Source organism: Halalkalicoccus subterraneus (genome assembly GCF_003697815.1).
Taxonomy (GTDB): Archaea; Halobacteriota; Halobacteria; order Halobacteriales; family Halalkalicoccaceae; genus Halalkalicoccus; species Halalkalicoccus subterraneus.
Genome location: NZ_RDQG01000015.1, coordinates 58,756 through 77,418, shown reverse-complemented (window position 1 = coordinate 77,418; position 18,663 = coordinate 58,756). Strand labels below are relative to the sequence as shown.

Here is an 18,663-nt window from a genome sequence, read left to right as displayed (position 1 = left end):
ACAATGGTTATATTAGACGAAAAATACAGATATGATATGGTTCCTGAAATGATTCCAAGAACCGCACTAAATATCCAGTGCTTGACTTGAATCTGGTTTTTCATAGTATATTCATCGGGTAGATTTTAATAATATTTTTGATTTGTCTACGATTCGGAAAAACTCCCAGGGATTGGGGAGTAGGGAGTGGTTGACAGTGATGTGGTCGATATGCCATCGACAGGCTGTCGTTCGAACCGCACTAAATGGTAGAACTCCATCCCCATTAATTATTTCTATATAGATATATCTGAAAATATTTGTCTGGACGTTACTAATCATTTTATAGATTGGAATTGTATTTGTGTTATGCCAGTAAAGGAGTCAATCATAGGATGTATCGTTGTCCTTAGTATAGGATATCTATACCTGCGTTACTATTGGATCAAAGGTGAAGGACTCAACAGTGAGTTATTTGACTGACCACCTGGCGATTAGAGATGGAAGGAAGTGCGGTCAATGTCATCGCCGAATGATGGGAGTACCCAGCGCTACATACAGGACTACTATCGAGTAACGCTCTCATAGAGAAACACACCCCCAATCACGGTTCCGATGACTCCTGCAATGAGCAGTCGGTTTCTTCCACCACTAGCCGAAATAGCGGGGGCTTGAGTAAGAAGAAAGCCACTGACTATGATAAAGAGAATACCCATCACGGCAAGCGCGATCATCTCAATCGTGGATTGGTTCATAGTATTGAATTTCATGTATGTGAATCGGTTCTATGAGTACAGTCGATATGTTCTTCCTCGTGTACTCACATTTGCGATTATAATGTTATAATGTTGTATCTTCGATAAATAGTTTCGGGCTTTTTATAGCCATTATTGGAATCGTATTTCTCTGGGATGAAGTCTATACTATTGATCAATAAGCACCTCTACGTACCAGGTGCTTCATCCATTCTAGTCGGGAATTGAAGATGGCGCCAATCGCTACATACGGGGGAATTACCGAATGTTCGGCGGTTCAGCGTCATCAGATAGGAAGATGCTATCTTGTGTTGGATCAAAATAGACTTCTAACGCCCGTACGAATCTGCATAGGCGGCAATCATTATGAATACGAGTCCAAGGAAGGCAGGAATTACAATTTCGAGAACCGAGGCCGCCGCGGACCACCCGGACATGACGCCCAAGTTCGCGGCGCTTCTCTCGACTTCCCAGGTGAAAGTCGACTACCGGATCGAGAGCAGTGTGCGGACCGGCGACGACGCGAGGGATCAATGAGCGACGAGGACGCCCGTGCGTGGCGTGATGAGGAAACGGGGATGAACGTGCTCGCCGAGGACTTCGACCCGGAGAGGGACGCTGAAGATCCCGAGCAGTTCCGTGAACTGTTCGATCAAGAGCCCCGTCTGTCGGTGATCCAACCCGGTGGGGCGTTGTTCAAGTATATCGTCGACGGTCGGCCGGGCGTTCGCGACGACTAACTGATTTTTCGCGATTCGATTTTACATCGGCCTGTGACCGGTGTCTCTTAGTGTTGTTTCTGATCAATATATGCTCTCTCTATCTATCGGTCCCTCAGGTTACGATCGGAACCCTCACTCGCGAGCAAGTAACGCCGTATTCTCACGTCGCTTCGCTCCGTTCCGAGACGGGGATTCCTCGCTCGTTCGGGACAGTGGTGCCACCGCAAACACGGAATGACCACCGGGAGACGGGTGGGATTCTCCACAGACAAATGGTTGGGGTCACCCAGCGTTACATACAGGCACTATCTCTCGTACAGCCACAAATGTGAAAATAGGACATATTATTTATAGAAGTAATACGATGTTTCAATTATGGTCCCCAGACCGTCACTCAGAAATATCGCCCATAGCGCCGCTGCACTGGCTGGTTTGACTGGCGCAATCGGGTTCATGGCTTTGATGGGCGTGTTTGGTCTCGTTTCCTGTTGGACCAGTCAGTCGGGAAGCGGCGAGGCGACCAGCAGCGGCGAGGTGACTACTACTACCAGTGAAGTCACTCGTGGCTGTGGGGCCGGGATTGACTACTTGCTCAGTAGTGCCGGCGGGAACGCCCCGGTGCTGTTCTTCTGGGCGGTAGTTCTAATTGGACTCGTTGCTCTTGGAGCGAGCGCCGCTTGGACCGGACACCGGCGCATAACGTGGGTTACGGCACTGGTCGGCGCAGTCATCTCGGTCATCGGACTCATGAGCATTGGGTGGTATTTCATACTCCCGACGCTGTTCCTGCTGGCCGCCGCACTATCACTCACTATAGATGCCCACAGAAGTGCCGGCCGTAGCCCGTCGGCAGAGATTTGAGGGGCATCAAATCAGTGACAGCCATCGCGAGGGCGAATAGTGTCAATATCTGATGGAGCTTCTATAATCAATACGCACCTCTACGTACCAGCTGCTTCATCCATTCTAGTCGGGAAATGAAGACAACACCAACCACTGCATACAGGGTATTGGCATATCGGTCAATTCAGGGACTTTATTGAGAGGTGCCCTGAAGACGTTCAGGTAGAACCATCCTCTCAAGGACCAACACGACTATATAGCCGATAATACCCCCGAGTGCACCTACATCCATAATGAGTAGTAGGTTTTCAAAGATAAGTCCGAGACCGAGTATAACTGATATAAAGATCAGAGCAATGACCCACGCAACGTAGCCAAGAGACTCACGCCGCTTTTCAGAGAATCGGTCGCGGATAGCCCACATAACAGGTCCGACAAGAACGGCAGTTCCGATAGCGAATGCCACAACCCATCCCCACGGGCTCGTACCAGACTCAACGATACGTGCAGAACTGAATAGAACAAAGTATGCAAGCAATATAATCCAAATAATTCGCCTTAGCGGAAGGGACTCTATAGACTTCATACGATAGTATGGATATCCGATAGTATGGATATCCGATAAGAAATTTTTTCGGGAGAGTCGTTTAAGAATCTGAAAGAGTCCATATGACCAACAATTGAATATCCAGCCGATTAGCGCTCAGTAAGCAGTCCTACGTAACAGGCGCTTCATCCATTCTGGCCGGGTAATGAAGACAGCACCAATCACTACATACAGACTGGTTATCTATCGCAGTTAACTGTGCGATTGGGATTAGCTTCTTCAGGTTACCAATACCAGGATATGACTAATCCTATGAGAATTATGGCTGCACCAATTAGCTCCACCCACGGAAGGAGCGACGAACCCATGGGTAGAAGTTCATCAAGAAACAGCCCGATAGCTACACCGCCAATGAAAACAATCGTCCCTACTTTTCTGTTCAACCCCCAGCCTTCTTTCCGTGATTGATAGATTGCGAGAAGACAAGCGAAAACAAGCAGTCCGATAACAACCAGAGTTACCCAGTCCATGGCCACCGATGATGAGCACAAGAGAATGAATTTTCGGGTGATACATACGCAGTCCTACGTAACAGGTGTTTCATCCATTCTAGCCGAAAAATGAAGACAGCACCAACCACTACAGGCAGGGGATTGTGATCAGTCGCCCCGTTCCAGTTCGCGGACTACGGCGGCGGCCTGTTCCTCGATCGAACGATCCTCGCCACCGTCGGCCCTCGCCTCGATCGTGTTCGGCCTCTCCTGGAGTGCCGATTTAAGTTCGGAGATCCGTTGCTCTTTCTCTGCCAGTTCGTCCGTCCGACCGATCTCCTCGGCCAGCTGCTTGAACTGCTCGCCACCGTGTTCATCAGCAACGTAGTGTGCGAGTTCTCCGTCCTCTCGTGCATCGTAGTTGAGTAGGATATCCTCGAATGGCGAGGCTTCGACGCGCATCGGAATCCAGCCCTGGTGGTCCTGGAGGTCGATCAGACACTCGGAGTACCCCTTTCCGGCAAGGCCCGGCACGAGACCATTCTTCACCCGATCGGCCTGCTTTTCGTTCATCCCGAAGCGTTTCAGCGTCTCGATGTCGACGCCCGGCGTTCGGAAGAATCGGGTGATCGAACACTGATCCTTGAACACTTCTTTGTCGTCGCTACTCCCCGATGCGAGGAACTCGCTGGGATGTTGGCTGATGAGAGCTAACGCACTCTCGAAACGAGCATACTCCCGGGCGGCTTTTGTGACCCAGTCGACGGCCCGCTCGTCGTACATGAGAGCGTGGGCCTCGTCGGCCACGAACTTACTCTGTCCGGGCGCTTTCCGGATCGCTTGCGAGGCCTGCCCGAGAACGAGCGGAAGCATGACCGACGTATCGACGTTCGTCTCGGAGAGGTCCAAGTAGACCATGTCAACGTCCGGGTCGTCGAGACCGAGACCCATCGTGTCGGCCATCGTCTCGTCGCCGTCGTCACTCCCGAGAAGCGCGTGATACTTCCCGTTCTCGCGGAACCCACTCAGGTAATCGAGGAGTTCGGCGAGCCGGTCGCGTTTGATCCCCGTTTCGGCCTCGTGGCCGGAGATCGTGTACTCCTCAGTCTCGTGGATCATGTCGCTCGCCACATCGAGGTAGTCCGTCATATCCGGGCTGTCCTCCTCGAGTGATTCGGGCTCGTCCGGCTTGATCCCCGCGCGCCGGTAGGTTCGCATGGTGATCTCCTCGATAGTCGAGACGTAATCGCCGGTGTTGCTCACTCCCTGGGCGTTCAACACGCCGGTAAGGAACTGTGCCACCTCTTCGACCTTGATCCGAACCGGGTCCGAATCCCCACTACCAACGTCATAGGATTCGTCCGGGGCACTAATCGCAAGCGGGTTGAGAGGCGTCGACCCGTCGATCACGATGTGCGAACCGTCGCAATACTCAGTCAGCCCTGTGAATCCTTTCTGAGTATCCGCGACGATCAGTGTCCTATCTCCCCGCTCGTTGAACCAACGGCCGTCGATCAGGGTCTCGGCGTAGGTCTTGCCGTGCCGAGTCTTCCCGATGGTCAGACTATGGCCCGATGAACCGCGGTCGAACTCGTCTATCACCATCGGGGACCCGTTCTGCGTGTTCCGTCCCCAAAGCGTGCCGTTCTCATCCTGAACGACGGCACTACAGAACGGGAACATGGCCCCGATGGCCCCACCGCCGGCGAGTGTCGATCGGCCGCCCTCGATCACGTCGGCCGTGTTCTCCGCTCCGAACAGCTGTCGAACCCCGTGCATCCAGTCCGTCCCGTTGACGGCCTCGTTGTACTGATCCGAACCGATCGGGGAGGACGCTACGAACGCCTCTCGCTGCCGAAGACCGGGGGCGGTCAGTGTGAGATTCGCCGGTGTCCCTTCGACAGCCTTCCGAACCGAATCGGCCGAATCCTCGAGAGTCCGCCGTTTACGAACCTCGAAGCCGCGGGAGTCCTCTAGATCATCCTCCAGCTCGTCGAGCGTCGAACGGTCGCCCGCCCGAACCGTCACATATCCGTTGATCGCCCACGGCTGGGTCACTTCCGCGGCGAGTTGCTGGTACAGTCGGATGTAGGACTTCTTACTCTCGGAGACGTCGAGCGAGGAAATATCAGCACCACGATCGGCCTGTTCGACGCTTAGGTCCCGGATGTCGTACCGGAGTGCGTCTTTCACGAGTTCCCGATCGAGGGCCTGATTGTGGATACACACGTCCACGTCGACGTCGTCACGGAGGTTGTAGAGATTCCGTAGGAACATCGAACGCGGATTCGGCGACCACGCGCTTACCCAGTACGTTCGGGCGACCTGCTGCCCGACCTCGATGTAGCCTTTCTTCGCGTCGAAGTGCGAGGCCGCGAGCCCCAGGTCCTCGGCGATAGCATCCCCCGAACGCGAGACGGTCACTTGTGTATCGTCGACTGCCTCCCGTGGAGCGGGATTCTCCTCGTCGGTGTCCTCGGCATCCCGAAGTGTGTCGAGTGCGGGCTGTCCACTCCAGAACTGCCGGACTAATGCCGTCATTTCAGCAGCACCGACGTCGGTCGCCGAACACCCGTCGACCGATCCCGAAACATCCGTCCGAACGATACTCAGGCGGTCGGCGAGGTCGTCCTGCATGTCGCGGAACGTTGCCGCGTCGATCCCGTCGGTATCCTCTCGTTCGGTCTCGTCGCTATCCTCGAGGTCGGCGTACTGTGCTCGCTGTTCGTCGGCCGACGCTTCGACTATCACGTAATGCCGCCACTCACGGGCCTGCCACGTCGGCTGATCCGCGTCGATAAACCACTCGTAGATCCCGTTGAACATCTCCCGGACGTATTCCATCCCGTCGCGCTGGAGTCGGTCAGAACGTGCCTCACGGTCGTATTGGCCGACGATGCGTTCGGGGTCGAAGTCGTCCGTCGTCGAGTAGAATCTGAAATCGAAATCCTCGATCTCCTCGTCGACCGCTGCCGAGAGGTCGGCGACCATACGGTTACGTTCCTGCTCGGTCATATCGGCCGTGTTCACGCCGTCGAATCGGATGGCCCCAACGAGCCGCTCATCGGTGGTTTCGACCGTGCCATCAGTATATATCTCTTCGACCTGGTGGATCTTACTCGCGGCGACCTCGGAGTGCGTCCACGGCATGGCGAGGCGCATTCGGTTGAATGTGATTGCGTCCCCGACCTTCCACATCGGACGGGCTCGGTTCCCGGTTTGTTTAGTGATGATGTAGACCATCGAGGTCCACGCCATCGTTGCCACGAATATGACACCCGAGACGAGCAACCCGGCCAGCGGGATTGCGAGGATCCCCGCGATCGTTCCGAGGACGGTCGGGGTCAGCAACGGAGCGTTCTCAAAGGTGATCCACCGCCATATCGGGGTCGATGTGTCTACTGTCGGGGCCGTTACTTGTGTCGGGTCTGCCGGTTTGTCGTTTGCGTCAGATTTCTCGGTCATAGCTGTGTGTTATGTTCGGTTCTCGGCACTATGCGCGTCTACGAGAGCGAAATCGTCATAGGTCCCTTCGGCGACGGTTGATGTCCTGTGAGGACGGGGTTGCCGAGACGCTCGCCGCCTGCGGCCCCGAGCCTGAGGACGCCCCACCGGATCGGTCACTTGTCGATCGAGGTTGGGAGCTCCCCGACCCGCTCGAATCGCCGCCCGAGCCGCGGGGAGAGTCATTGAACCGATCGCGGACGTTCTCGATCTTTGCCGAGGCGAAGTCGACTGCGTCACTGCCGGCCTGTTTCGCCTGTTTAGTTCCGATCGAGACGCCGACGGCCTGCCACTGCTGTTTGAACAGCATATACGGCGCGCCGACGAGGACCAACGCGAGCACCACGGCCGTCCCAACCATGCCGGCGATCACCGAGCCCCACCCGTATGCTCCCCAGTCGATCATAAACAGTAGCCGGAGGATCGAGACCTGGCCGAAATTGAGAAGCACGAGCAGCGGGAGGGTGTTCACGCCGAACTCACCGACCGCCTCAAAGGTCGGCGAAGGGAACGCACGGAAGCCCCACGAGACCGGCCACATCGCGACCGCGATATGCGTGAGAACGAATTGAGCAAGCTGAAAGACGAGACCGAGGAACACCACGATCGCATAGAATTTCAAGAGCAACAAGAACAGCGTCGCGCCGACGCCGAGTTGGGCCGCGTCTCCGGGTGTACTCATGAACTCCTCGCCCGACGGTGCGAGCGCCACGTTCACGCCGTTGAACGTGTGTAGGAACGCGCCGATCAGCAACGGCCCGGCGAGGATCATCCCTATCGCCTTGATCGCGAAGCGGGCACGCTGGCGCGTTTCTCGGCTGTCGTTCTTGATCATCGCGAGCATCAACGACGGGACGAGAATCGCGAAGGCTGCCGAGGACATGATACCGTAGAAGGTCATGAACTCGGGCCACCAGCCGTTATCCGGCAGATACCACGACATGGGGTCAGTGGCCTCACCAGGCGTTGGGAGCGTGTACAGCAGGTAATTTAACTCGGCGACAAGCGTCGAGATGATGTTCCGTACCGTCTCGATCCCGGCGGTGATCAGCGTGTCCGTAATCTCCAAGACGCGCTCGCCGACATCGACATCGAAGATCCCACCACCGCCACCACTACTAACACCCGTCATGCCCCCGGCTCCGTCGTTCGTCCCGACCATCGGCATGTCGCCGACCGTTTCGTTGCTGGCGTTTCCACTCGACGTGTTACCTGCGTCAGCGCCAACCTGTCCGAGTGCGACACCTGACAGGATCGCCGACAAGAGCAGGACAAGCATCACTACCGTACCGATGCTGACAGTGAAACGTCGCATGAAGAGTTAGTCGAGACTCTCAGTGGGAACCGCGGCGATCGCGACCGCGCCACCGAGTACGTTGATGTCCGGGATGAAGCAGGTTGCGAGGTTGACGCCTAGGACTTCAAGGAACACGGTCACGAGCACGGGGATGAAGATCACGCTAAAGGACGTCGCACCGCTCTTGACGCCCTGTCGACCCTTCCGGTGGGTGTCGTCCTCTGTACTGTTCATATTGATCAGCCCGAAGCCGGATTGAATAGAACCGAAGACGATCCCAGCGAGGACGATCATGCTCATAATGAACATGTAGCCGGTGTCGACACCCGTCCCGCAGAGCGTTCCCGTGTTATCCGCGAGCTGGGCAGCTGCCGGATCGACAGCCAGCAGGATCCCTCCGAGCCCAGTAATCACCGCCGCGAGACGGTTCTGTTTGCGTCTCGAGGCCGTGAGATCGCTGAAGCGGTCTCGTGCGATTCTCCCAATCATTTGAGGGTTGAGTGATATCATGGCAATAGTTTCATGACGGATCCGACTGATATGTCGATATGGACGGATCAGTCATATTCTACCCTCACGCCGGAAATGACTTAACATTAATGACCGAAAATACCGCCACGAGTTTGCTCAACTATGCCACGACCAAACCACGACGTCGCCGGATGGGCTCTTGGCGGAGTCAACGACTATGCCGACGAACAGGACATCAGCCGCGACGAAGCACATACCGAACTCCTCCGAATCGCTCTCCTCGAAGTCGGAATTCTACCAGGGTGCGACAAGGAAGAGGAATAGTCACAGTCAGCGGGTGGTCGGCATGAGTGCCACGTCGCCCTTCAAGGCGATTTGGAGTACAGTCGTGTACCTGATCTATGCGTGGGCGATTGTAATCGTCTCACTCGGTTCTTACGCTGCCATGCGACCGTGGCTAATCGAGAATACGGTCAATCACTACGCGATCTACGCAATTTGGCTTCTCACGACTCTAGGCGTGATCTACGTCGTGAGCCGTCGGTTCTAGGCCACAATACTTTCTCCGAGCCAACCCATGCCCCCTAATAGCCCGTCTTCAGGTTCAAATGACGTCCAATCCGACGATACAACCAGTATCGACACGACCGATGGCAGGTCGACCACCTCCCGACGCAATTTACTCCGAGCCGCTGGAGCCGCGGGAGCAGCAACGATGAGCGCCACGTCGGGTTGTCTCGGCCTCCTATTCGGCGGTTCGAGTGGCGGCGGAAACGTTAGCGCCGGTGGTGTGGGCTCCGGATTTGCCTACGAGCAACCCGCTATCACGCGCGAGGATGCGACGCATATCGCCACTACTCCCGATCAATTCGATGCTGCACTCGACGAGGCCACTCGCGAGAACCCCTCGATTGTCTGGCTCCCCGCTGACGCCGCTATCAACTACTCCGGCCGGTCTCGGATCGTCACTAACGCCGTGATCGCCTCCAGTCGATCAGTCAACCATCCCGGCGGCCTGATTTACAGTAATACGATGGGTGGGACCTCAGAAGCCTACCGTGGCGGTCCCGTCGACGGTGTCCTCGAGCTCGGGTCCAACAGTCGCATGACCGGCGTGCGGTATCGCGGGCCCACAAGCGCGACGTGGAACAGTCAGTGGTATCCAGGCTACATCCCCTTCGGGTCAGGGAACGCAGCCCAACGTGAGGAATATCGTTCTCAACGTCACTCCCGCGGTCTCAATATCGTTTCAGGGAATGCCCGTGTCGACAACTGCGAGATATTCGGCTGGTCGACGATGGCGATCTCGGTCAACTGTCCGCCGAGTTGGAACCGGGAGCGGGAACAATCGTACCCTCGGATCTCCAATTGTTCGATTCACGATAATATGATGTCTGGGTTCGGGTACTGCATCGAAGTCAACGTCGGCCACCCCATCGTTCAGCGGTGCTTTCTGAACGCCGCGCGGCACATGATGGCCGGCGAGGGGCTCAGTGACGGTGGCTACACCATTTCGGAGAGCTTCGTCGGGCCTGCGGCCAGTTTGTTCGCCCTCGATTACCATTACAACGGCGAGAATATAACGGGCTCATCGGACCCAGCGGCTCGAGACTACCGATACAGGAGCGGTGGCCTGATTCGCATCCTCAACACGACAGTCGCCTATTCCCACGTCATTCGGGCGGCTGCGACCTCGTCGATCTCGCAGGGTGGCAATCCCTTCGCTGGGAACCAGACCCCCGCCGTCCACATCGGCGGTGTACCCGCCAAGAAGTGCTTGATCCAAGGCTGCCGTTTCGTCCATGGCAGTCGCGAGGAGGCTATCACGCAAGGCCACATCCCGCCACATATCGACGTCAATGAGCAGGGATACGGCCGGATCATCGCCAAGAACAACCAATACGGTCTCAGGACGTCGTTCTCTGTTGGACAGCCTTAACCAACACTCACCCCCGGCGATGTTGTCCTGTTGGTTAAGAGACTACGATGCCACGCGCACGTTCTTCGAGATCTCGTAATCAGTTGCCTCGCTGACCCCGCTCCCCCTTGCCGTAATCGAGAAGTTCCATTCGTCGCCCGGCTGTAACCCAGTGGTTCCACCAAGAGCAGCCCTGTCGAGCTGCTCGCCCTCCTGGAGGAACTGAACTTCAAGTTCAACCGTCACGGGTTCATCCGCTTCATTCGTCGCTACGCCCGTCACTGTCGCCGTGTCAGATTCTGTAACGAGTTCCGTATTCGATACTGTAACATCCTCTGCCGTCGGCGTCGTGTCCGGTGCGCTCTCGTTGATCGCTGATTCGTTTGTCTCCGGTCCCTGCGGTTCCGGTTCGGGATTCGCTGCCTCTGGGTGCTCGCTTTGATTCCCCACGTCCTCCTTCGACGCCTGTGGTGCCTCTCCTCTCTCAGCGGTATCATTCCCCGTCTCGTTTTGGTCGCGCTCAGAATTGGATGGAGAACCGTTTTCGGTGCCATCGTTGTCTCGAGTGAACAGCCACGTCGTCGCTCCTGTCACGGCCACACCAACTGTCGTCGCTATCCCGGCGAGTGTCCCTCTCCGTTTCATTGGTGGTATTGTTAGCTCAAGATCAGCGCGACTATTACTCCGATCAGAAGCATCCCGAAGACACCCTCCGGGCTGCCGGAGTAGCCGGTCATATCGAGGATAAGTTGTGAGAGTGCCATCAGTATCTCGTAAACCAATTCGCCGCTATAGTGGAACGCATCTATTGGGATCATATCTACTCTCTAGTATATGTCTTCAGTTTCATCATCTTCGGTTATCGCCTGCTCAAGCAACTCGGCATACGCTCGGGGGAGCCGAACACCCTCATTCTCAGCACGCTTTAATCACTTCGTGAAGATCGCCGCCGCGCTCTATATCGACACTGATCGGCACCTAACTCTGTACACTATCCAGGATCTAATAACCCCCTCATATTGTATAATTAGAGAAGGATGAGATTCACAGCGGCGGACGCCGAGTAATACTACCGGAACCGCCGGCCTGTCCAGAACGAGGCGGTGCTCGCTTCGCTGCGCGCCTGTCCTCGCCGCCTCCCTCGCTGCGCTCAGTCGGCGGCTGCGACCATCCTCCCGGCCGGCGGACGCTTGTACCGCCAGGCACGATGGGACCGCCTACCGGAAGGGACAAATTCGGTAATAGAACTGTACCCCAATACTTGTCTGGATCGTTCGTCGTGTGGTGAGAAGCAAAGCCTTGTTCAACATTCGCCTACTCCCACACAGGCTACTGTTGCACAAGGCTCTCAGAGTAACGAATCAGCAGCTAGGTCGCGGGAATATTAGTTAGACGTTCCACCATCTGTTGCCGGGATCGATTGCATAAGCACGTCCATTTGTTGCGTCGCCTCCGTCTCAGCCTCCTCACGACGTTGCTGCTCGGCGTCACCAATCGGGAGGAAAAGGTCCGCGTTACTCGGCGATGGCTCATACTCGAGTCGATCGAGAATTAGCGGCGTGTACGTCTCCTTAAGGTAGTCCGTGAAACTCCCCATGACGCTCTCGATCGCGGCATGGATATCGCGCCGAGCGATCGGATGAATGCCAACGGTAATCGGGAGATCATGGATGTGCCGGCACATCGCGACTGTCCGCCTCTCTTTCGTCGAGAGGCCGTCGGTGGTCTGCGATTCACCGAGGTCGGCAACGATCTGCGAGATGTCATCCGATACGCGGGCGAATTTCTCGGTTGTTCGTTCCGCTCGGTTGCTTTGTCGATACTCTCGGAGCGCGTAGCCGAGTGCGAGGCCGTAGCGCGTTCCGAACTCGGTATGCTCTTTGACGAACGACATGAAGCGCTCCCGGAGGTCGGCGTTGATCCGACGGTTCACCAGCGTGGTATCTTCGCCGCGAAGTGTTTCACTCGCGCTCGATTTTTCTTTTTTCGGGGTGTGCCCCGAAGGTGCGTACCCTCCCGCCTGAAGGACCGCATCAACCAACTGTTCCAACTCGTGAAGGTCGTCAGCGTCGATGTACTCCCGAATCGCGTTCTCGATGAATATCCACGCATAGCGGTTTCTATCACCTCGCTCCGATTCGACGAGACGAAGGAACTTCTCGTATTCCTCGGCGGGAACCCGCCAGCCAATACACTCTTCGGACGGCATTACACGACCACCTCTGAGAGGAGTGCGCTATCAGCGTGATAGCAGAGTGATATCACACTAACACTAACGCTATCACAATGATAGCAAGAGAGAGGGAAGCGGAAGCGGTTGCGGTGGTGGTGGCTGTTCGGCTGTCTAACTGATTGACGTCTTAGATCGGTCCTGTCTTGCGATTTTCTATATTTGCTGCTCCTATTCTCTCGGGGGGTCCTACTCCCTCGGAGGATCCGAGAAAAAAGAAAATTGTTCCCGCTCATCGCTTAACCTCCGTCGGACACTGACACCACGGACACTCGACACTCTTCTCGTGAATTGTATCAGCTGGCAGAATCGTGCCGCACTGTGGAGAACTCTCTGCCAATCGCTTTCGCTCGGTATCAGCCGAACGACCGGTTGCTTGAACGCAGCTACTCGCGTGGTACGTAGTGATGTCGCTTGATGTGCTCAAATGTCGACCGTGATAGACCCGAACGGGCAGTGGCAGATCTCGCAACCGGTAGAAGCGAGAATTTAAGGTCGCACCTGCCGAAAACACAGATAGCGGTTCCCGTACTCAGGTGCGGGCCGCCACAACTATCACGGAGATCGTGCCGGTGATCGCGAGTGTTCGCGCACTCGCCTCCTGCTGGAGACAGGAGCAAGCCGGTACGTTTCCTTGCCTTCATCTGCTTACGTAGCCTAGCTTATCTCATCTTTAGTTCATTATGCCGTTACTTTAAATCCAGGGACTCAATTCGACAGAGGGAACGGTCATTCATCGCAGACGACCCCCCGAAGCTCATCGGCGAGCGTCTCGTGATGCTCAAGTACCTCTAAGTCATGTTCCAGACCCTCGATCTTATCGCGAACGCGGGAGACAACCCGATAATAATAACTCTCGGAGACGTCCGCCTCACCTCTGATTATCTCCCGTTCACGCTCCGTTAAGAGTGAGCGGTATTGCTCGTCAGCCATGACCCGAGGCTTGATGGCTGCCATGTTACTATTTACGGTATCCCTTCTTATAATAGTTACTCTATATAGTATTGTTACTGCTTTTGGTAACTCTTAAGTTACTGTATATAGTAACTATGAGTAGAGACAGACCCGCTCCTTGGGGTGGCTTGGAACGGAAATGAATGGTCGCCCGCCTGCTAGAACAGGCGAGCGGGGTTGTCTCGGGTCGAGAGAACAAACCCATGAGCACGAAACAAGCGAACACGAAAGAAGGTATCGACAAGCGAACGATCCGCGCCGCGACCGAGAGCATGCGCATCGATCACCACGCTGGCCAGCCCGACGAGTTTAACGTTTACAGCGAGAGCGGCTCAGTGTACTGCGTCCGTCTGATCACCGAGACCTGTGACTGTCCGAGCTCGAAGTACCATGACGGCCCCTGCAAGCACCAGCGCCGCGTCGAAATGGAGCTTGGTCGGCGCGCCGTGCCCGATCTCGACGAGACCACGGACGTTGAGATGATGATCGCCGCTCGCGAGGACTACCGCGGACTGGGTGATTCGACCGTCGAGCACCGGCCTGTTGACGACGCCGTGGTCGTGACCGACGGTGGTGTTGCCACTGAATCGCCCACTCAGGACGACGAGACGCTCATTACCGGCCCGCATCTCGAGCCGCCGGAGCAGGGTGGCGCAACGTACTACCGGTGCGAGGACTGTGGCCGCGAGTCGCTCCGTCGTGGGGACGTAGAGTGCTCCGAGTTCCACGCCGAGGAGTGCGCGCTCCGATAAGTCCCGAGGACAACGACTGTATGAATTAGTCACCTTCTTGAAACAATCAGACGATGATAGGTTTCAGAAGTTGTGCTGAATACATGGCGCATTTTCATCAAATCCACTGTTCGTATGATCAATCACAATTCTTCGAGAGAGAGGAATTGCTACGATATTTTCACGAGATAGTGAACCTCTGACTGGAAGCGATCCAATTTGATTACGCCACAGGAACGATTTCAACACAGGGCAACGTCTCGCGGGAGAGATCACTGTTTGTGTGTTGTCTGCACCCTCTGTCTCCCCCCAAGAATTGAAGCGAATGGCCTGTAGAATTCCACTTGCAGCCTATGCCAAACCCTTTCAACCATTATACGCTAATGTCCAACCAAGGGACGACTTCGTGATCCACTTATGCCACCTATAGAACCGACGGATCGACGGGAACTTTACGAGCACTTCCAGCACGTAATAGAAGGAACCTATGACCAGCTGCTGGAAGAGCAGAAATTGAACTACAAACAGAATATGCTCAAATCATTCCTCGTCGAAACTAATATTGAGGCTACCACCCTCAAGGAGAAATTTGAATACGTGACTGTCGAAAAGGTGGATTACAGTCTATTTGAGGTACTCATCGATACTTCAAGCGATGAGGACGACGAAGAAATCCTGACGTTTTACTTAGACAGCCAGGATGAGCGGTTCTGGACATTCTATTCGATCGAGAAGTCCCGACCAGCGAAGGATGCAATGGAGGACTTGATTATGGCGGAACAAAGTGGACTGGACTATCTCTGGTTCCCGGCGCAGTTACAGCGCTACTTCACTACGCTTGGCAAGTTCCAAGGGGCAGGCATCAATTACGATGCTGAGGACGTATTCTCTGAGGAATATATTGACGAACATCTGCCATTCGGGGAACTGTCAATTCAGAGTTCAGGCCAAGGAACGAGTTGGCTGCTGGATGCATTGAGTGACGCCGATCTGAAGCGGTTCATGTCGCTATCCTCGGTGAAAATTCGTCGGGAGGTGGAAGAAGGGGCTGTGATCGAGCGGATCGATAACAATGGCCGGATAACTACTAGAGGTGGTAATGACATTCAAGCGCACCTGTCGTTCGTCGAAACCATACGAGAACTCTATGCAGACCTCATTCGAGGAATTGAAGAAGAAAGTCGGATTGGATATCCAATCCGCGAAATCGAGGTTGAAGAAGACGAACGGCATTCATCAGGCCAATCCATTGAGGGAACTCCAATAGTAATCAACCTCGCCAACACAGTGGAGAATCTGAAAGAGTTCGCCGACAGTTTCACCTCCGCCACAAAACCACTCCGACTCTGGGGAGTTGGTACTTGGCTTGCGGACGACTACTACAAGGTTCGAGGGACTGACCTCCACAACAACGACAGCTTCACGCTAGAAATCAAGCGAGATTGGATTCGACTCTACCTCCCTGATGACGCGTGTGGAAACACTGCCTTGCGAATCTTTTCCAACATCCAGCGATACTACGATGCAGAGGCCTCCTTTGGCGAGCGAAGTAATCCAAAGAACTCGAAAGTTGGTCTGACGGCATAATGACGTACTATCTATCGCCGCACACGGTACAGATGAATGCATGGATAGGTTTGTGCCAACTAGACGACCGATTCCCAGATACCCTATCAAAGTTAGGGTATACCGTGGATATCATTGAACCAGGCATCCCCATTAAGGGCGACTACATTCAGCCGGATTTGATTCTGACTGCTCATCGGCGCAAGCATAGTTTGCTATTGGATTTTAAATCATATCACTTGAAAAATCACCAAAACGAGCGGTACGACACAGCAGTTCAGAATCCCGACCAACTCGTACTTCGTGGAGCTGTCCAAGGTGTCTCTCCGGATGAACTGAGTGTCGATTTCTCGTATTCTTCGTTTGGTGATCTGACCGAGATCCATGACTTAAGCGAGTTCAATTTCACGACCGTACAATTTGAGGCACACGTTGGGGATGCAAACCTACGTATCGAGATCGTGGGCTCAGAGGAGTTTGGCGAGCCCGACCTAGATGATGCGTTTCCAATTGAGGTGCCTCACGGAAAGGACATCCCCACGGATTACTATCCGTTTGATGCTGAGGATGAGGATCATACTCAGTTCTGTATCTATATGTTGAATGCTGCGATTCAGTTGGCAGGTGAGTACGGCTCAGACCCATTTAACGTAGATGAGCTGTTAGCTGAGTCGCACAAGCTCTGGGGATCAATGAGTGAGGTGAAGAAGAAGGAGTTGCGAACATGGGGCGAAAAGTTCCTCGATAAGTACAATAAGAAGGGGTTAGATGAGCATCTGCGGAAGGTGCAGAAGGACGACAAGCCAGCATGGTTCCACAAGTCGAGTTCATTCCAAGCTCTGCGGAACAAGGCAGACGAATTCATTTCTGACCTTGAGGCTGATCTGCGTCAAAAGAAGTTGGGCGAGTTCTAATCCAATTATGAACTGAGTTTGACTCTGTTGAAATTCCGAGTTCACGATAGGTTTCAGCGAACGTACTGCATACAGAGCGCGGATGTAATATTGACCATCTCAACCAATGAGGATAGCGGTTGATCAGAAAGAACTCATTCGTAATAGCAGCGAATGAGATTATGTAATGTAGTAGTAGAGAGGAGGAAGGTGTAACAAAACTCCGATTAGGAATATGGCAAAACCGATGTATCGAGCATATTTGATCGGTATTTCTCGATTTGCAATTTCTCTTTCGAACCAATCATCTAGTACCCCTTTGGCACAGACCCAGTCCCACTTTTCTGATTCATTGATATCTGTCATACTTAGTAAGTCAGGTTCTTCACCACTTCTTTTTATTTCCATATTGTCTCCGAACGGACCTTTGCTGTCTCGGTCGTACACTGCTAACAGAGATTTCGGTCTACTTGGATGGCCCTCAAGAAGATACAACCAAGGTTCTTCAGAAAGATCACCGTCCCAATTCTTCTCAACGATTTTAGTGAGATAACGGTGATGTTTTTCGTTATGCTCATCAGTAACTGATGTGGTGTCAAAGAGTTGTCTTCGACATTCCTCATATGGATCCGGAGACCACCTTTTTCGAGTAAAGGAGGTTTGCAAAATCATGAATATAAACGCCCCAATAATCGTTAGTGCCGAGCCAATTGCCATGTAGGGCATCTTGTTACAAACTCATCTCTTCTGCTTATATTCTAATCGCTAAGACCGAACCACGATGTTAGGACCGGCGATCGGGTGAGTATATCGTATACCGAAGGTATTTCAGAAACCGAGATAACTGAAACACCTACAGCACCAGTCAAAACAACGTTAGTATAAATAGTGTTAACATAGATCTCGAAACCACCTGGACCACCGCCAACCAGAACCAAAACGGACAGTACTAAACCACGATCTCCAAAGCCCTTGGCAACGTCCTTGATTTGATGGGAAGCGTATCGAATGGAAAGCCTCGAGCGGATCAACCTTAGAGGTGCGAATCGTCGTCTATTAGCCAATTAAGATTGACCCACTTCCTCATATGCGCTGAGGTTACTCCAACGCTGTCTGAATGGGCACCCACTGTCCGCTTTCATCCTGATATTTAACCTCTCGTGGACCGCTATATGATCCACTATTACGAGCGTCAGAACCGCGAATATCGTGATCCGCTTCGCGGGCCATGCCTGTAGGACTCCACGTACTTCCATTATATTCAATCCGCCCTCCTCTCACGATCCCTGTTCTTTCTTCTCCTGCGTACTCTCCGCGCTCAATCTTGAATCGAACTTCCGTCCCGTCGTCTAATTGTTCAACAGCAAGGTTACTCGAAGTATCCTCTTCCTCGTCGGTTTCAAACGTAGTGTCTCGGTTCATTCGGTCTCTTTGCGCTTCTTCTTCATCAACGTGATTGAGAATACGTGCTAGGATTGTGTTGTACGATTCATCTCTATTCCCATAGCTAGCGAGTTCTCTGTGCAATTTCTCATCGAGATTGATCGTTGGTGACATCGTTCCACGTGAACACATACGCTTGCTCCACTTAATCTTTCTTCCTATTTGAGAGAGGAAGATAACATAGTACGTGAGCGAACGCTCCTCTTTGATGGCGTTAACTAACTCGGCTGTCGGGAGCGTAACGACGAGGTAGAACAGAGTGACTGACTACTATGCTTCTTTTCGCGATATTTTGAGCGGGTCTACGTCTGGCTTAGGG

At 54.0% G+C, this 18,663-nt stretch carries 19 protein-coding genes; 8 read left to right on the top strand and 11 right to left on the bottom strand.

Going from position 1 to position 18,663, the window contains the following annotated elements:
- The first annotated feature begins 1,100 nt into the window (after positions 1-1,100).
- From EAO80_RS19470 to EAO80_RS03970, 3 genes are all read left to right on the top strand, one after another.
- Positions 1,101-1,271 (top strand): hypothetical protein, encoded by a 171-nt coding sequence (locus tag EAO80_RS19470; protein ID WP_162993871.1) that lies wholly within the window; start codon positions 1,101-1,103, stop codon positions 1,269-1,271.
- Complete coding sequence (locus tag EAO80_RS03975; protein WP_122088640.1) at positions 1,268-1,474, top strand: hypothetical protein; 207 nt, start codon at positions 1,268-1,270, stop codon at positions 1,472-1,474. Before EAO80_RS19470 ends, EAO80_RS03975 begins: the two co-directional genes overlap by 4 nt.
- A 414-nt stretch (positions 1,475-1,888) precedes the next feature.
- Positions 1,889-2,317, top strand: a complete 429-nt coding sequence (locus tag EAO80_RS03970) for a hypothetical protein (protein ID WP_162993870.1) — start codon at positions 1,889-1,891, stop codon at positions 2,315-2,317.
- Between the two features lie 175 nt (positions 2,318-2,492).
- On the opposite strand, the gene EAO80_RS03965 is transcribed toward EAO80_RS03970, so the two are convergent.
- The 5 genes from EAO80_RS03965 to EAO80_RS03945 form a co-directional block, all read right to left on the bottom strand.
- A complete protein-coding gene (locus tag EAO80_RS03965; RefSeq protein ID WP_122088638.1) occupies positions 2,493-2,885 on the bottom strand; it encodes a hypothetical protein in 393 nt (130 codons plus the stop codon).
- Between the two features lie 245 nt (positions 2,886-3,130).
- Positions 3,131-3,376, bottom strand: coding sequence for a hypothetical protein (locus EAO80_RS03960; protein WP_122088637.1), 246 nt, complete (start codon positions 3,374-3,376; stop codon positions 3,131-3,133).
- 129 nt (positions 3,377-3,505) lie between these two features.
- Positions 3,506-6,802, bottom strand: coding sequence for a hypothetical protein (locus tag EAO80_RS03955; RefSeq protein WP_162993869.1), 3,297 nt, complete (start codon positions 6,800-6,802; stop codon positions 3,506-3,508).
- A gap of 55 nt (positions 6,803-6,857) precedes the next feature.
- Positions 6,858-8,156 carry a hypothetical protein gene (locus EAO80_RS03950; RefSeq protein ID WP_211330629.1) on the bottom strand — a complete coding sequence of 433 codons (1,299 nt, stop codon included), beginning with the start codon at positions 8,154-8,156 and terminating at the stop codon, positions 6,858-6,860.
- A gap of 6 nt (positions 8,157-8,162) precedes the next feature.
- Positions 8,163-8,627 (bottom strand): hypothetical protein, encoded by a 465-nt coding sequence (locus EAO80_RS03945; protein WP_162993868.1) that lies wholly within the window; start codon positions 8,625-8,627, stop codon positions 8,163-8,165.
- 144 nt (positions 8,628-8,771) lie between these two features.
- On the opposite strand from EAO80_RS03945, the gene EAO80_RS19465 reads away from it, so the two are divergent.
- On the top strand, positions 8,772-8,933 hold the full coding sequence (locus EAO80_RS19465) for a hypothetical protein (RefSeq protein ID WP_162993867.1): 162 nt from the start codon (positions 8,772-8,774) through the stop codon (positions 8,931-8,933).
- 391 nt (positions 8,934-9,324) lie between these two features.
- The gene (locus EAO80_RS03935) at positions 9,325-10,548 is read left to right on the top strand and encodes a hypothetical protein (RefSeq protein ID WP_245998432.1); all 1,224 of its coding nucleotides are present in this window, start codon (positions 9,325-9,327) and stop codon (positions 10,546-10,548) included.
- A gap of 42 nt (positions 10,549-10,590) precedes the next feature.
- Here EAO80_RS03935 and EAO80_RS03930 read toward each other — a convergent pair whose 3' ends face one another.
- From EAO80_RS03930 to EAO80_RS03920, 4 genes are all read right to left on the bottom strand, one after another.
- The gene (locus EAO80_RS03930; protein WP_122088632.1) at positions 10,591-11,127 is read right to left on the bottom strand and encodes an FxLYD domain-containing protein; all 537 of its coding nucleotides are present in this window, start codon (positions 11,125-11,127) and stop codon (positions 10,591-10,593) included.
- A gap of 56 nt (positions 11,128-11,183) precedes the next feature.
- Complete coding sequence (locus EAO80_RS19460) at positions 11,184-11,345, bottom strand: hypothetical protein (protein WP_162993866.1); 162 nt, start codon at positions 11,343-11,345, stop codon at positions 11,184-11,186.
- 566 nt (positions 11,346-11,911) lie between these two features.
- Complete coding sequence (locus EAO80_RS03925; protein ID WP_245998430.1) at positions 11,912-12,736, bottom strand: hypothetical protein; 825 nt, start codon at positions 12,734-12,736, stop codon at positions 11,912-11,914.
- 750 nt (positions 12,737-13,486) lie between these two features.
- Positions 13,487-13,714: a hypothetical protein gene (locus EAO80_RS03920; protein WP_245998429.1), complete on the bottom strand. Its 228-nt coding sequence runs from the start codon at positions 13,712-13,714 to the stop codon at positions 13,487-13,489.
- A gap of 200 nt (positions 13,715-13,914) precedes the next feature.
- Between EAO80_RS03920 and EAO80_RS03915 the strand changes: the two genes are divergently transcribed.
- The 3 genes from EAO80_RS03915 (at position 13,915) to EAO80_RS03905 (ending at position 16,922) form a co-directional block, all read left to right on the top strand.
- The gene (locus EAO80_RS03915) at positions 13,915-14,463 is read left to right on the top strand and encodes a hypothetical protein (protein ID WP_122088645.1); all 549 of its coding nucleotides are present in this window, start codon (positions 13,915-13,917) and stop codon (positions 14,461-14,463) included.
- A gap of 396 nt (positions 14,464-14,859) precedes the next feature.
- On the top strand, positions 14,860-16,029 hold the full coding sequence (locus EAO80_RS03910) for a hypothetical protein (protein ID WP_122088631.1): 1,170 nt from the start codon (positions 14,860-14,862) through the stop codon (positions 16,027-16,029).
- 104 nt (positions 16,030-16,133) lie between these two features.
- Positions 16,134-16,922 (top strand): hypothetical protein, encoded by a 789-nt coding sequence (locus tag EAO80_RS03905; protein WP_162993865.1) that lies wholly within the window; start codon positions 16,134-16,136, stop codon positions 16,920-16,922.
- Positions 16,923-17,081: 159 nt separating this feature from the next.
- Here the strand turns inward: EAO80_RS03905 and EAO80_RS19455 are convergent, their stop codons facing one another.
- Both EAO80_RS19455 and EAO80_RS03900 read right to left on the bottom strand, forming a co-directional pair.
- On the bottom strand, positions 17,082-17,627 hold the full coding sequence (locus tag EAO80_RS19455) for a hypothetical protein (RefSeq protein ID WP_162993864.1): 546 nt from the start codon (positions 17,625-17,627) through the stop codon (positions 17,082-17,084).
- A gap of 372 nt (positions 17,628-17,999) precedes the next feature.
- Entirely contained in the window at positions 18,000-18,458 is a 459-nt protein-coding gene (locus EAO80_RS03900; protein ID WP_122088629.1) for a hypothetical protein, read from the bottom strand.
- Positions 18,459-18,663 lie beyond the last annotated feature (205 nt).